Origin of the sequence: Tamlana flava (assembly GCF_041287255.1) — a bacterium.
Taxonomy (GTDB): domain Bacteria; phylum Bacteroidota; class Bacteroidia; order Flavobacteriales; family Flavobacteriaceae; genus Tamlana; species Tamlana flava.
On the sequence record NZ_JBGGTX010000004.1, the window covers coordinates 298,182 to 314,848 of the forward strand.

Genomic DNA, 16,667 nt, shown 5'->3' on the forward strand with positions numbered 1-16,667 from the left:
AAGATGATTAAAAACACAAATGATGGAACGAACAACCCACCCTCATTACGAGTAGATGTAAATTATGGTACGCTTGAAGATTTGCCAGCTTTTTCAGATGGCCCAAAAGGAAGCGATAGTGAAAAGCACGAGGCCATTGCCAAAGTAGGTTTTGAAGGTGTACAGGATGGCGACCCGGAACTTTGTAAAACATTCAATTTACAACTAACAGCGCACGCTCGAATAAACAAAGTGGGAGATTTGGATGAATTGATGCCCCTTTGGAAAAGTGGAAATTATAACTGTGCGTCCATTCATTTGGGTTGGGGTATGGAAAGTGACGAAGAAATAGATGTATTGGTACGGTATGTATTGGAAACATCTAAAAAATTTGATTTTCCTATTTATATAGAAACACACCGCGCTACCATAACTCAAGATTTATGGAGAACCGTAGAATTGACTAAGCGCTTTCCAGAAATCCGTTTTAATGGCGATTTTTCACATTGGTACACGGGTCAGGAAATGGTGTACGGTGGGATAGAAAATAAATGGAAATTTATCCAACCGGTGTTCGATAGGGTACGTTTTATCCACGGTAGAATAGGCAATCCGGGCTCCATTCAAGTGGATGTAATTGACAAAAACGCAAGTTATGTTCAGGATTTTAAAGAAATGTGGAAGCGTTCGTTTTTAGGTTTTTTAAAATCGGCAAAACCTGGTGATTATATCTGTTTTACGATAGAATTGCTTAAAGCCGAAATATTTTATGAAAGAACGATTTTAGATAAAAACGGTAAAGAACAAGAAGAAGGCGATCGCTGGCAACAGGCTTTGTTGTATAAAGAAATTATTCAAGAGTGTTGGGAAGCGGCTCAAAAAGAACTAAATTAATAACTTCAAACCAAGCGTCATAAAATTTAAAACAGCTGTAATAGGCACTTACAATCTTAAATTGGAAGGTGATAAGAACACACTAAACATTAAATAAGAAAATGGAACATAAAAAAGGAAGTTTAAAAAGCACAATCACTGTATCGCTTACTAATTATCTCGATGCTGGAGCAATTGTAGCAGGAGCTAGTGGTTTGACGCTGTGGCAAAATTACCTTGGCCTTACAGAGGGGCATCTTGGTTGGCTTAATGCTATTAGTGCCAACGCTTTTGGAGCAGCTATTGGCGCAATTATAGGCGGTTTTCTTGCCGATAAATATGGTAGAAAAAAGATTTACACCTACAATATGTTGGTGTATATGTTGGGGGTTGCCATTATCATGTTCACAATAAATTTTCCGATGTTGCTAGCAGGGTTTTTAATTACAGGCATATCGGTTGGGATAGGTGTTCCTGCGTCATGGACATATATTTCCGAAAATTCCGAGGTTAAGAATCGCGGTCGCAACATGGGTATTTCGCAGTTTGCCTGGGGCGTGGGACCAACGATAATTTTGATTTTAGGCATGTTGCTAGCACCTGGTAAAGGTGATGCTTCGGCCGGTGTTTTGTTTGAATATGTGAAAGATGTCGGAGCAATGTTAATAGGTAGCGATGCAAGTATTGAAGCTGTTAATGTTTTCAGTAGTCGTCTTATTTTTGGTTCTTTATTTATTGTGGCTTTTATAGCATGGAATCTTCAGCGAAAGCTAGATGAATCAAAAGATTGGCTAGAAGCCAAGCAGAAGCAAAGTCAGGAAAAAAAGCCAAGTGTTTTCTCATCATTTGGAACACTTTTTACCAACAAAGTAAATATTCGTACCATTCTTTTTCTCGCTGGAATTTACGTTACCTGGAACATGGTGGCTTCAGTAATGGGCTTTTTTCAACAGCATATTTATGAAACGGCTGGCGGACTTTCAAACGAACAGGCCAATATGGTATCTGCCATACAATGGCTCATTATTATTGCAGTGACCTATTTCGGGTTCTCGATGCTGATTGATAAAGTGAATCAGCGTTGGTTATATTTTATAGGTACGGCAATAGGAATTGTGGCTTGGGGTATCCTTATTTTTATTGGTATTAAAAATTATGTTGCACTGTGGACGTTTACCATTCTTTGGGGTATTCACGCAGGATTAAGCGTACAGGCATTTTATGCGCTTTGGGCATCCGAGCTCTTTCCAGCCAAATACCGAGCAGCGGCACAGGGTGTTATGTTCTTTGTGGTTAGGGCTATAGCAGCGATATGGGGATTTGGATTTGTTTTCATTTATGGAGAACACGGAGAAGGGTTCCACACTGCTGCTAATGTTATGATAGGCTTACTAATTGTCGCTTTAATAATAGGAACGATTTGGACTCCAAAAACACAGGGAAAAACATTAGAGCAAATTACAGAAGAAAGATATGGAGACGATATTTAAAGCAGTATTGGTAATATCTTAAAAAGGAAACAAATGGATAAATCTTTTTCACCGAATGCTTCTTCCGCTTCAACATGGGTTTGGTATCCAGGTGATTACGAAATATGGTTGAGTAACAAAATGCAAGTAAGGCGAACAGAACGTGAAGCGATTTTTCCTCCGCTTTGGCGCTATTACAGCCCTTATCCGTTGGTAACCTTTCAAACTGAAGTGGATATTCCAGAGGCAGATGACGTAAAAATTTATTCGGAAGGGGCATTTCAATTACTTGTGGATGATGTTCAAATCTATGGTCAACCCAAATCCATTACAATTCCTACAGGAAAGCATAAAATATCATTAAAAGTATATAATCAAGAAGTATTGCCAGCTATTTATATTGATGGACAATATGTGAAATCGAATGAAACTTGGCAGGTGACAAACGAAGACAAACTTTGGATTGATGAAGCAGGCAAAGCCCAACAATCTGGGACACCTTGGGTACCTGTCGGTTCTTGGAATTTCGATTCACCAGATAATAAACCTTCGGAATTTAGACTCGCAACCCAACCATGGAATCCCGAAAAAGTAGAAAAAATAGATGGAGGCGAATTAATCGATTTTGGTAAGGAAGCCTTTGGTTATATAGAAATTCATGGTTTAAAAGGTAAAGGGAAATTGGTACTGTATTATGGCGAATCTCGCGAGGAAGCATTAGATACGGCAAAATGCGAAACCTTGGATAATTTATCTTTTGATGGAAATCAATCCGAAACCTTTACACTTGAAGGGTCGAAAGCCTTTCGATATGTTCAAGTGCAAAAAGATGATTCTGTTCAGTACGATTCTATCTCGATGCTTTATGAATATCTGCCATTAGAATATAGAGGAAACTTTAAATGTTCTGACGAATTATTGAACAACATCTGGGATGTTTCGGCATACACCATGCATTTAACCACGCGTGAATTTTTTATTGATGGCATTAAACGCGACCGTTGGATTTGGTCGGGAGATGCCTACCAAAGTTATTTAATGAACTATTATTTGTTCTTCGATTCACCATCTGTAGAACGTACTATTGTGGCACTTCGTGGCAAGGAACCCGTAACGGCGCACATCAACACTATTATGGATTATTCGCTATACTGGTTTATGGGCATTTACGATTACTATTTGTACACTGGAGATACCAAGTTTATAAAGACCTTCTATCTGCGGATGAAATCGCTCATGGAGTATTGCTTGGGTAGAAGAAACCAAAACGGATTTTTAGAACCTTTGGAGGGAGATTGGGTATTTATAGATTGGGCTGATGGTTTACCAAAAGCAGGTGAAGTAAGTTTTGAGCAAATGTTATTATTACGAAGCTTGGAAGCCATGACTGTTAGTGCGGAAATTGCAGGAGAGGACGAAGACCAAAACAAATACCGAAAATTAGCAGATGATTTAAAGTTGAAATTATTCGATGTGTTTTGGGACGATGAGGAAAATGTAATGAAACACCAACGTATCGATGGCCAAATACAGGATATGGTAACCCATTATGCCAATATGTTTGGGATCTTTTTCAATTATTTTACTGAAGAACAAAAGCAAAGTGTAAAGGAAAAGGTTCTGTTGAATGATAATATTCTTCAAATCACGACGCCATATATGCGCTTTTACGAGTTGGAAGCTCTTTGTGCCATGGGTGAACAGGAATTTGTTTTGGATGAAATCCGAGACTATTGGGGAGGTATGATGGATTTGGGAGCGACTTCGTTTTGGGAAAAATACGATCCGAATCAAAGTGGTACAGAACATCTTGCCATGTATGGCAGGCCTTACGGAAAAAGCCTCTGTCATGCTTGGGGGGCAAGTCCCATTTATCTGTTTGGCAGGTATTATTTGGGTGTAGAACCCACGACTCCAGGCTATTCGAATTATACAATTAAACCCAATTTGGGCGGTTTAAAATGGATGGAAGGTAAAGTGCCAACACCAAATGGTTCCGTAAATTTGTATTGCAGCGCGCAAGAAATAAAGGTTGTCGCTTCAGAAGGCAAAGGCACTTTAATTATTAAAAGTAAAACTAAACCTTCAACAAACTTTGGAAATATAGAAAGTTTAGGGAACGATAAATATCAATTAGAAATTAAATCTAATACGTCTTATACAATCAAATATAACGCACTATAATTCATTATAATGGGCAAGTTTATTCATAAAATATCCTTCATTTTGACCATAATCGGTTTTTCGTCTATTGCACAAAATACGGAGATTCAATATTTATCGGGTAAAGGGTATCAAGATACTAAAGAATGGGAATTTAAAATTTCTGATGGGCGACAAAGTGGTGAATGGTCTACCATAAATGTGCCTTCCGTTTGGGAGCAGGAAGGTTTTGGTAAATACCAATATGGCATTCGTTTCTATGGAAAACCTTTTCCTGAAGGTATTGCCGATGAGGTTGGTCAGTACAAATACAAATTTACTGTACCAAAATCATGGGAAAACAAGCGTGTCAAAATTGTTTTCGATGGTTCCATGACCGATACCAAAGTGCGTATTAATGGGCGTTCGGCTAGTGATGATGAGCACCAAGGGGCATTCTATCGTTTTAAATACAACATTACCGATTTATTAAAATTTGGAAAGGAAAATGTATTGGAAGTTACTGTGGGCAAAGAATCAAAAAATGCCAGCGTTAATTTAGCTGAACGGCGTGCCGATTACTGGAATTTTGGAGGCATTTTTCGACCTGTATTTTTAGAAGCCTTGCCTGCAACACATATTGATTATGTTGCATTAAGGGCGGAGGCTAATGGTTTATTTGAGGCTAATGTTTTCCTTGGGAATGCGGCTAAAAACGCATCAGTAGAAATCACAATTTTCGATGAAAAAGGAAAGAAAATTGAAAATACACTTAATACGGAAGGTGTTGATGGCTCAGATAAAATTCATGTATCAGGACAGTTTAGGAATGTAAAACAATGGACTGCCGAAACCCCAAACCTTTACAAAGCTGATATTAAATTATTAAAGGCTGGTGAAGTGGTGCATCAAATTTCCGAAACTATTGGCTTTAGAACCATTGAAATAAGAAAAGGTGACGGTATCTACGTAAACGGCCAACGAGTTTTAATGAAAGGGGTAAACCGCCATAGTTTTTGGCCAGAATCGGGCCGAACTTTAAACACCGAATTGAACTATGCCGATGTGCGATTGATTAAAGAAATGAATATGAATGCGGTGCGTTTATCACATTACCCACCAGACCCCGATTTTCTTAAAGCTTGTGATGAGCTTGGACTATATGTGATGGACGAATTGGGCGGATGGCACGGCCATTACGACGATTCCGTTGGTAAAAAGTTGGTAAAGGAAATGGTAACTCGCGATTTAAATCACCCAAGTATAATTTTTTGGTCTAACGGAAATGAAGGTGGTTGGAATACAAATTTAGATGACCAATTTGATATATGGGATTTACAAAAACGTCCTGTTTTACATCCACAACAGGAACATGATGGTGTAGAAACGATGCACTACCGCTCGTATGGTGAGACGTTGGAATATTTTAGAGATGATAATATTTTTATGCCTACTGAATATCTGCATGGATTATATGATGGTGGTCATGGTGCCGGTTTCGATGATTATTGGGAAATCATGCGCAAGCACCCAAGAAGTGGGGGAGGCTACCTTTGGGTGTTTGCCGATGAAGGGATTGCCCGAACTGACCAAGATGGACGTATCGATAACCAAGGCAACTACGGTGCCGACGGTATTGTTGGGCCGCATCACGAAAAGGAAGGTAGTTTCTTTACGGTAAAAGAGGTGTGGTCTCCTTTAATGATTATGAATAAACCAGAATTGCCTAATGATTTTGTTGGCACATTTACCATTGAAAATCGTTACGATTTTACAAATACAAACACCTGTACATTCGATTGGGAATTGGTAAATTTCGCTTCATCATTAAAAAATGGAAAGGAAATCCGCAAAACCTTCAAAAAAGGAACTGTAAAAGCACCAAACATTGAACCCCACGGGATTGGAGAGTTAAAATTGGATTTGCCAAATAGTTGGCAAAGTGCGGATGTGCTCTATGTAAAAGTCACGGATAAAAACGGACATCAATTATGGACATGGGATTTTACTTGGGATAAAAAAGTAGGTTTAAAATTACCTTCTGGAAAAGTAAAACAGGAGGAAACTGATAAATCTTATACCGTTTCAGCTGGAAGAACTCAAGTAAAGATTGATAAGGCGTCTGGTAAATTAGCTGAGGTTCAGCAAAATGGAAACACGATTAGTCTAGCCAATGGTCCAAAAATAATCATGGCGCGTCGTGGAGATAGAACTTTGGATGGTACCATAAATCCAGATTTCTTAAAAGGAGAAGATCGCATTTATAAAGAATTTGCCTGTTGGGATGAAGAGGTGAATTGTTCCGAAAACTTGTTGAATATTTCAGCTAAAGAAGAAAAAGGAAAAGTTGTTATAGAAGCCAACTACCACGGAGTTCTTCAAAAGGTAATTTGGACCATTGATGGAGAAGGATTAATCAAGTTGGATTACGAATACGAATATAACGGTGTGGTCGATTTGGCTGGAGTATATTTTGATTATCCTGAAGAAAAAATGAAAGCCAAAAAATGGCTGGGTGATGGGCCGTATCGTGTTTGGCAGAATCGTTTAAAAGGAACAACTTTAGATATTTGGGAGAATGATTATAATGACCCGATTCCTGGCGAGTCGTTCAATTATCCTGAATTTAAAGGCTATTTCAATAACTGGCAATGGGCAGAATTTACTACAGAAGAAGGTAAAATTTATATTGAAAATAAAGAAACAGATACTTATTTAGGGGTTTATTCTCCGAGAGATGGTCGTGATGCATTATTGTATACAATCCCAAATACAGGAATTGCTGTTTTGGATGTAATTCCGCCAGCCAGAAATAAAGTTAATGCTACAGATTTATGTGGACCTTCATCACAACCAAAATGGTTAAATGGATTGCAAAAACGTACGGTGTACTTGAAGTTTGATAAATGACTTTTGTCAACCTGAAGTGTCGCGCTGAGCACAGTCTAGGTGATTTAAAATAAAGTTTAAAATGAAATCAAAAAATATATTCCAAATAGTTGCAGTAATCGGCTTTTTAGCTTCAATGGTAGCTTGCGTTTCGAAACCAGAAAAACCAATAAAACGCGAAATCACTGATGCTGTAATGCAAGAGATTTATAACGAAATTAAAACGCCCTATAAGTACGGCTTGGTGATGGTACCAGCTAATAATTCCTATAAAATGGATTGCCCGAGTGTTTTTAGAAAAGATGATAAATGGTATATGACCTATCTAATTTTTGAAGGCAGAGGTTATGAAACATGGTTAGCGGAAAGTAACGATTTGCTGCATTGGAACCATCTTGGAAAAGTGATGTCATTTTCACAAGACACTACGGAATGGGACGTGAACCAAAAAGCGGGATATATTGCTTTACAAGACCCGACTTGGGGAGGTTCATATGAATGGAAACCCTATGATAACAAATATTGGATGAGCTATTTTGGAGGAAACACTACTGGCTACGAAGCTGGTATTCTATCTATGGGAATGGCTTATACTGATGAGTTGCCAACCGAACCGAAAGAGTTTAAACGTTTGCCAGAGCCTGTTTTGCGACCAAATGATGATAAAGCGAAATGGTGGGATAACAGCACCATGTACAAAAGTTCGGTGATCAGAGATGCAGAGAAAGAAACAGGACACGAATTCATCATGTACTACAATGCCCGTGGCGATAGTATCAATCCCGCTAAAGGGGCAGAACGTATCGCCATGGCAGTTTCCAACGATATGAAACATTGGGAGCGTTTTGGTGATAAACCTTTAATCAATCATCATCGTGGCATTTCGGGAGATGCCTACATTCAGAGAATTAATGATACTTGGGTTATGTTTTATTTTGGTGCATTTTGGACGGGTTGGGACCAGGGTGCATTTAACCGTTTTGCGGTTTCCAACGATTTAATTCATTGGAAAGACTGGGAAGGCGAAAATTTAATTGAATCATCAGAACCATATGATGACATGTTTGCTCACAAATCGTTTGTGGTAAAACATGATGGTATCGTATATCATTATTATTGTGCGGTAAATAAAGCGGGGCAACGTGGCATTGCTTTGGCAACGTCAAAAGATATAGGAAAAAGCGATTTACATTTTGTAGTTCCACCAAACGATGAAGATAAATAAACTGATATTATTCTTGACTTTAGGGTTGTCATGTTTGTTTCATGCCCAAACCGTAACAGGGGAACCTGCCGGAATTCCTGAAGCGCCAAAAAAATACCAATTCGAACCATGGGAAAACCCACTGGTTACGAGCATAAACCGCCAACCTGCTAGGGCAACAGGCTATTCCTATAAAACCGTTGAAGATGCTTTGCAAGGTAACCGTGAAAAGAGTCGATTTTTGTCCCTAAATGGTATTTGGAATTTTAAATATTCCGTTAATCTCAATGAAGCACCCAAAGATTTTTATAAAAAAGAAGTTGAACATTGGGATAAATTGTTGGTGCCTTCAAATTGGGAGCTAAAAGGTTATGATATTCCTATTTATAAAAGCGCAGTCTATCCCTTTAGGCCTGTAAATCCGCCTTATGTTCCTAAAGACACCAATGGCATTGGGTCTTATCAGCGTACCTTTAAGGTGCCAAGCGAGTGGAAAAGGAATATGACGGTAACACTTCATTTTGGTGCAGTGAGTTCGGCATTTCAAGTTTGGTTAAATGGTGAATTTTTAGGGTATGGGGAAGATAGTTGTTTGCCTTCGGAATTTAATATTTCGCCTTATTTAAAAGAAGGGGAAAACGTATTGTCTTTACAAGTGATGCGTTATAGTGATGGTGCTTATTTAGAAGACCAAGATCACTGGCGTATGAGTGGTATTCAGCGTGAAGTATTCGTCATGGCAGAGCCGAAGTTACGTATACAGGATTTCTTTTATCAAACCAAATTGGATAAAAATTATGAAGATGCCATTTTTCAACTTCGACCAAAACTTGAAAACCTGACGGGCGATACCATTAGAAATGCTGCTTTTGAGTTTCAACTGTACAACGATAAAAATGAAGCCCTTTTTGAAAAACCTATCGATACTTTGGCCAAAGCTATTGTTAATGAAATCTATCCACGGTTGGATAACGTTCGCTTCGGTTTTTTCGAAAAGAAGGTTGAAAACCCAAAAAAGTGGAGTTCAGAAGAGCCAAATTTATACACTTTGGTCATGATATTAAAGGATGAAAACGGGAACATTTCCGAAGTTAAATCCTGTAAAGTCGGCTTCCGTTCTATTGAATTTTCAAAAGAAAATGGTAAACTACTCATCAATGGGAAAGAAACTTATGTTTATGGTGTAAACCGTCACGACCATCATCCTGTCCGTGGAAAAGCTTTGACACGCGCAGATATTGAAAAGGATGTAAAAACCATCAAACAATTTAATTTCAATACCATTCGAACCAGTCATTATCCCAACGACCCGTATTTCTATGAGTTATGTGATAAATATGGCATTATGGTGATGGATGAAGCTAATTTGGAGACCCATGGTTTGGGTGGAAAATTAAGTAATGATCCACAATGGACGAATGCTTATGTGGAGCGTATGAGTCGCATGGTAGAGCGCGATAAGAACCACCCGAGTATTATTTTTTGGAGTTTAGGTAACGAAGCTGGTAAGGGACCAAATCATGCAGCTATGGCAGCTTGGACACATGATTTTGATATCACCAGACCAATTCATTATGAACCAGCACAAGGAAATCCCCGCTTGGAGGATTATATTGATGAACGCGACCCAAGATACCCTTCAACGGGAGACCACGCTCATCGTTTTGAAAATCCACAAGATGAACCCTATGTAGATATTGTAAGCCGTTTTTATCCAGGCGTGTTTACCCCAAAATTTTTAGTGGATAAAAAAGCAGACACACGCCCCATTTTATTTGTGGAGTATTCTCATTCTATGGGGAATTCCACAGGAAATTTAAAAGAACTTTGGGATGAATTTAGGTCATTGCCACGAATCATCGGTGGGTGCATTTGGGATTTTAAAGACCAAGGTTTATTGAAAGTTGATAAAGAAACCGGAAAGGAATTTTATGCCTATGGGGGTGATTTTGGCGAAAAACTGCACGATGGCAATTTCTGTATCAATGGTGTTGTTGCCTCAGATGGGCGACCAAAAGCGGCCATGTACGAAAACAAATGGGTGTATCAGCCGGTGACATCAAGTTTAAATGGTTTTGAACTGACCATTAAAAGTCGTCAGAGTAAAAAGTCCTTAAAAGATTATATTCCTGTGCTCCAAATTTTAGAAAACGGTTCTGTCATAAAAGAAGAAATATTGATTCCGTTAGATTTGGAAGCTGGAGAAAAAACCATTTTAAATATAAAACGACAACTTCCAAAATTAAAGGAGGATGCTGAGTATTTCCTAAATATCAGTTTCCGGCTTTCAAAAGATGAATTATGGGCAAAAAAAGGATTTGAGGTTGCTAAGGACCAATTTTTACTGAAAGCAAAAGAAAAGATTAATTATTCTTCAAAAACATCCAAAGATTTGTCAATTTCTGAAACTGACAACTATTATCAAGTCAACGGAACCGATTTCAACATTAAAATAGAAAAAGAAAATGGAGCTTTAAGTTCATATGTGTTTCATGGTAAAGAACAAGTATTTGCACCGCTAATGCCAAACTTTACGCGCCCGTTAACCGATAACGATGCCAAAGGATGGAAACCAAATAAAATACTAAAACCATGGTATGAAGCAAAGCCAAAGTTAAAGTCCGTAAATTATTTGAAAACTGAAAAAGGTATCATATTTCATACAGTTCATGAGGTTATTAAAGATAGTGCTTCTGTAATTGTTGAATATGGAATTAAACCGGATGGTGTTATTAATGTAGCCGTTGGTTTAATAGCATCCAATGAGTTGCCAAATATTCCCAAAGTAGGCATACAAATGGGTATTCAAGATGAATTAAGACAAATTTCATGGTACGGTAAAGGTGAATTGGAAAATTATGTCGATAGAAGTTTCGGGTTCCCAATAAGGAGATACAGCTTGCCTCTAGAAGATTTTACAGAACCTTATGTTCGCCCTCAAGAAAATGGAAACCGTACTGAGGTACGTTGGTTAGCTGCTACAACGCCGAATGAAAATGAAGGCCTTTTAGTGGTTTCCAAAAATGAACCTCTAAGCATGAGCATTTGGCCCTATACTCAAGAAAACCTTAATGAAGCGAAGCACACCTTCGATTTAAAAGAATCGGGTTATTTAACCTTGAATATCGATTTAAAACAAATGGGTATTGGTGGAAACGATAGCTGGTCGCCAGTTGGAGCACCGATGGAAAAATATCAGATTGGGTCCAAGGATTATGATTATAGTTTTTACCTCTTGCCTTTCAAGTTGAATAAAAATGGTTTAAACAAAACACTTAGTGAATTTCATTATTAATGGAGTTTAAAAGGGTACATATCGCTCTGTTTTTATTTTTTCTAGCATTATCCTGCAAGCAAGAACAAAACGCAGATGTGGTTAATTTTCAGCCAACTGAAGTCACTGCAAAGCCATGGGTGTATTGGTATTGGTTAAAAAGTGCCTATTCAAAAGAAGGAATTACTGCAGATTTGGAAGCTATGAAGCGAGCAGGAATCCAAGGTGCATATTTAATGACCATAAAAGGACCAGGTGATGAGCCATTGATGAATCCTCCCATAGTTCAATTGAGTAGGGAATTTTGGGAATTGGTGCATTGGGCATTAACCGAAGCCGATAGATTGGGGCTAAAGATAGCGTTTCATCCAGCTGATGGTTTCGCCGTGGCAGGTGGCCCATGGATAACTCCACAACTGTCCATGCAAAAAGTGGTATGGGCTGATACAATTGTGCATCATTCTGAGTTAAAAAAGCTAAAGTTGTCAATTCCAATTCATTACAAAAACTATTATAAAGACATTGCAACCTTCGCTATTCCTGTTAAAGAACCTTTTAAAACCTCTATAGAACTTCAGCCAAAAGTAACGACATCCAATGGTGAATATGCCAATTTTTTAACAGATGATTCAAAAGAGGAAACTCAGTTAAGAATGTCCGAACCGGGCTATATTCAATATGAATTCAAAATCCCTTTTCATTGTAAATCCGTTCAAATTGAAACCAAGGGGAATAATTATCAAGCACATCGTTTGCTTGTTGAAGTTAGTGATAATGGTGATAATTTCAAAGCTCTTGGAAGATTGGAAACACCGCGTTCGGGTTGGCAAGACACAGATGCTTTTTACACGCATAGTTTGACGGCAACCGCCAAATATTTCCGATTTGTTTACAATCCAGAAGGCTCCGAACCTGGTGCCGAAGATATTGATATGGCCAAGTGGAATTCACCATTTAAAGTCACCAAAATTATCCTTTCTGAAGAACCTAAAATTGATAACTATCAAGGAAAGTCTGGTGTTGTTTGGCGTATTAGTTCCAGAAATACCGAAAGCCAAATTCCGAATTCAGATTGTGTAAAAATGGAACAAATAGTGAATATTTCGATATTTGTCGATGCCGATGGTAATCTAAATTGGGAAGCGCCCCAAGGCAATTGGCGTATCATTCGTTTTGGGCATACATCAACAGGGCATGAAAATGCCACAGCTGGAGGCGGACGAGGTTTAGAAGTAGATAAATTCAATAAAGATGCTATTCGTTTTCAGTTAAACCATTGGTATGGTGAAATGCGTCGAGTTGCAGGCGAAGAATTAGCGGCGAAAGTAGTTGAGATTCTTCATATGGATAGTTGGGAATGTGGTAGCCAGAATTGGTCGCCCCTGTTTAGAGAGGAATTCAAAAACCGCCGGGGTTACGACATTATGCCTTACTTGCCTCTTATGGCGGGAATTCCATTGGATAATATTGAAAAATCTGAGGAGATTCTGTATGATGTTAGAAAAACGATAGCCGAATTGGTCGCCGATAATTTTTTCGGTACATTGAAAGAGGAAGCCGTAAAAACAGGTGTGAAGTTCAGTACCGAAAATGTGGCACCAACTATGACTAGTGATGGTTTGCTGCATTTTAAATATGTAGATTACCCGAGTGGTGAATTTTGGTTTAGAAGCCCAACGCACGATAAATCCAATGATATGTTGGATGCCATTAATGGCGGACACATCTATGGAAAAGATATTATTCAAGCTGAGGCGTTTACCCAACTTCGCATGGATTGGGATGAGCATCCCGGGATTTTAAAAACCATGGCGGATAGAAATTATGCTTTGGGCATAAATCGCTTTTTTTATCATGTGTTTGTTCACAATCCGTGGATGGACAGAAAACCGGGCATGACTTTAGACCCGATTGGCACCTTTTTTCAGCGCGACCAGACGTGGTGGGAACCGGGCAGCGCCTTTTTCGAGTATTGCAAAAATGTGCAATTTCAATTGCAAAAAGGAAAACCGGTTATAGATTTTGCGGTGTTTATTGGTGAAGACATTCCGTCGCGTTCCGTTTTGCCAGATAGATTAGTGCCCTTTATGCCCAATATTTTTGGAGAGGCTCGTGTGGCTTCAGAAAAAATACGTTTGGAAAATACAGGTCAACCCTCGGCAAGAATGCCTAAAGAAGTAAAATATTCTAAAAACAGTACCGATTTATCCCATTGGGTGAATGCCTTAAATGGCTATAAATATGATTCTTTTAACAGTGATGTATTACTGAATGCCGAAGTAAAAAACGGTAATGTAGTTTTCAAAAATGCTTTGGCATATAAATTTTTGGTTTTTCCAGGTTATCGAAAAATGATGCCAACCAACATGATGTCTTTGGATGTAGCGAATAAAATCTTGCAGTTAGTAAAAGATGGAGCCACCATTCTAGTTGGTGAAAAACCAGAAGTCATTACAGGATTTAAAGCTGATAAAGGAGCATGGCAATTGGTCGTTGATGAACTTTGGTCTGGCAATGGAAAGAAAGAAAGGCAATTAGGAAAAGGAAAAGTGGTTCAGCTCCCTTATTTAGGACATGATTTTTCAGAATTAGGTGTTGAACCAAATATTTTGGTAAATAAAAATGATGTTGGTACTTTGGCATGGACAGAGCGTGAAAAGGCAGAGGAGTGCATTTATTTTTTGTCAAATCAAAAAGAGCAAGCTCGAGTGTTAGATGTTTCCTTCAGAGTGTCTGGAAAAGTGCCAGAATTATATCATCCCATTTCAAACGAAACCAAAGTTTTGGAAAATTGGAAAGTTGAAAACGGCCGAACTATCATTCCGTTAAAGTTTCAGCCTAACGAAGCCTATTTTATAATTTTTAAGGAAGGTTCAAATAAAAAGGTTTCACTGGGAAAACCAAATTGGTCAAGTTTTGAAACAGTAGAAACTTTAAATGAAAATTGGATGCTTCAGTTTGATAACGATTTCAATGGGCCTTCAAAACCTATTGAAATAAATAAATTATTCGATTGGAGATTGTCAGCTAATGATAGCATTAAATACTATTCCGGAACGGTAACCTATTCCAAAGTCTTTAATTGGGATAGTCATTCAAATGATCATTTATGGTTGCAATTTGAAGATATCAATAACATTGCTGAAGTAACATTAAACGGAACGTCTTGTGGAATCATTTGGACGTATCCTTATCGAACAAACATTTCTGAAGCCTTAAAAAAAGGTCAAAACAACTTAGTGGTGAAAGTCACCAATACTTGGGCCAACCGATTGATTGGCGATGAAAAACTATCAAAAGAAAAACGTTTAACATGGACAACGGCTCCCTATAGATTGGATGATACAATGATGGTAAAGTCCGGATTATTGGGTGCCGTACGAATAATAAAAGAAAATGAAAAATAGATTTGTAACTACATTAATTTGCTTTTTTTGTATTTTAAGCATATATGCAGAAATAAAACTTCCTGCATTATTTACAGATAACATGATGCTTCAGCAGAACATGGAAGTACCTATTTGGGGTTGGGGAACAAAAAATGAAATGCTTCAAATTACCACATCATGGAATTCCGAATCTTATGAGGTAAAGATTGATAAAAATGGAACATGGCACACAAAAATTAGTACGCCGAAAGCTGGTGGAACCTATAAAATAATTATAAAACAGGGTTCAGAAACCAGAACGATTAATAATATTTTAATTGGCGAAGTTTGGCTTTGTTCTGGGCAATCCAATATGGAAATGCCATTAAAAGGTTTTCCTGGGCAACCTGTAAATGGAGGTAATGAAGTCATTGTTAATTCAAGAAACAATAATATTAGATTTATAAGTGTGCCTAGGTCTACTGTTTTAGAGCCAAAAGATGATTTTGAAGGCCAATGGCAAATTGCTTCACCACAAACCACAGGGAATTTTAGTGCTACGGCTTGGTATTTTGGGTCGCTGCTTCAAAAAGTTTTGGATATTCCTGTTGGCTTGATAGAAGTATCCTATGGTGGCTCGAATGTTGAATCTTGGATGAACACAGAAATGCTCAAAGATTTTGAAGGTATTATTATCCGTAAAAAGAAAGAAGACTTTGTTGAAGCGCCAAACCGTGAGGCGACAACCTTGTTCAACGGTATGCTTTCCCCAGTAATTGGCTATGGCATTAAAGGTGCCATTTGGTATCAAGGTGAATCAAATCGCGATAGACCATTTCAGTATAGAGAGTTGTTCAAAAAAATGGTGGGTAGTTGGAGAGCACTCTGGAATCAAGGTGAATTTCCGTTTTATTTTGTTCAAATAGCCCCTTTTGACTATTCGCGCTACCATGTGAAGGATTGGAAAGAAAAATATAATTCAGCGTATTTGCGTGAGGCCCAATTGAAAGCTTCCAAAGAAATACCGAATTCAGGTATGGCCGTTGTAATGGATGTGGGTGAAAAGGATAACATCCATCCAGCCAAAAAACAAGCAGGCGGACAGCGATTGGCTTATTTAGCTTTGGCAAAAACCTATGGGATTGAAGGTTTTGAATATGAAAGTCCAGAATTTAATGACATGGAAATTAAAGGGAGCACGGTAATTGTATCGTTTAACAATGTTCCAAATGGCATCACGTCATACGATAAAGAAGTAAAAGGTTTTGAAATTGCTGGGGAGAACAAAGTATTTTATCCAGCCACTGCAGTTTTGCGACGAAAATCGGTGATGCTTTCTTCACCTCAGGTTGAAAATCCTGTAGCTGTAAGGTATCTTTTTAAAGACTTTACAAAAGCTGAAATTTTTAGTGTTGGTGGCTTGCCCATGTCTTCTTTTAGAACCGATAATTGGTACGAAGACTAAATTT

8 protein-coding genes are annotated in these 16,667 nt (G+C 38.2%); all 8 read left to right on the forward strand.

What is annotated here, in order from left to right:
• Positions 1-3 precede the first annotated feature (3 nt).
• Positions 4-873, forward strand: a complete 870-nt coding sequence (locus tag ACB104_RS13245; protein ID WP_370479464.1) for a hypothetical protein — start codon at positions 4-6, stop codon at positions 871-873.
• A 101-nt stretch (positions 874-974) separates the two neighbouring features.
• Positions 975-2,342: an MFS transporter gene (locus ACB104_RS13250; RefSeq protein ID WP_370479465.1), complete on the forward strand. Its 1,368-nt coding sequence runs from the start codon at positions 975-977 to the stop codon at positions 2,340-2,342.
• A gap of 33 nt (positions 2,343-2,375) precedes the next feature.
• A complete protein-coding gene (locus ACB104_RS13255) occupies positions 2,376-4,505 on the forward strand; it encodes an alpha-L-rhamnosidase-related protein (protein ID WP_370479467.1) in 2,130 nt (709 codons plus the stop codon).
• A gap of 9 nt (positions 4,506-4,514) precedes the next feature.
• Positions 4,515-7,373: a glycoside hydrolase family 2 TIM barrel-domain containing protein gene (locus ACB104_RS13260; RefSeq protein WP_370479469.1), complete on the forward strand. Its 2,859-nt coding sequence runs from the start codon at positions 4,515-4,517 to the stop codon at positions 7,371-7,373.
• Between the two features lie 61 nt (positions 7,374-7,434).
• Positions 7,435-8,577 (forward strand): glycoside hydrolase family protein, encoded by a 1,143-nt coding sequence (locus tag ACB104_RS13265; RefSeq protein WP_370479470.1) that lies wholly within the window; start codon positions 7,435-7,437, stop codon positions 8,575-8,577.
• Entirely contained in the window at positions 8,564-11,851 is a 3,288-nt protein-coding gene (locus tag ACB104_RS13270; protein ID WP_370479472.1) for a glycoside hydrolase family 2 TIM barrel-domain containing protein, read from the forward strand. Before ACB104_RS13265 ends, ACB104_RS13270 begins: the two co-directional genes overlap by 14 nt.
• Positions 11,851-15,237: a glycosyl hydrolase gene (locus ACB104_RS13275; RefSeq protein ID WP_370479474.1), complete on the forward strand. Its 3,387-nt coding sequence runs from the start codon at positions 11,851-11,853 to the stop codon at positions 15,235-15,237. Before ACB104_RS13270 ends, ACB104_RS13275 begins: the two co-directional genes overlap by 1 nt.
• Positions 15,227-16,663, forward strand: coding sequence for a sialate O-acetylesterase (locus ACB104_RS13280; protein ID WP_370479475.1), 1,437 nt, complete (start codon positions 15,227-15,229; stop codon positions 16,661-16,663). The genes ACB104_RS13275 and ACB104_RS13280 overlap by 11 nt, the downstream gene beginning before the upstream one ends.
• Positions 16,664-16,667 lie beyond the last annotated feature (4 nt).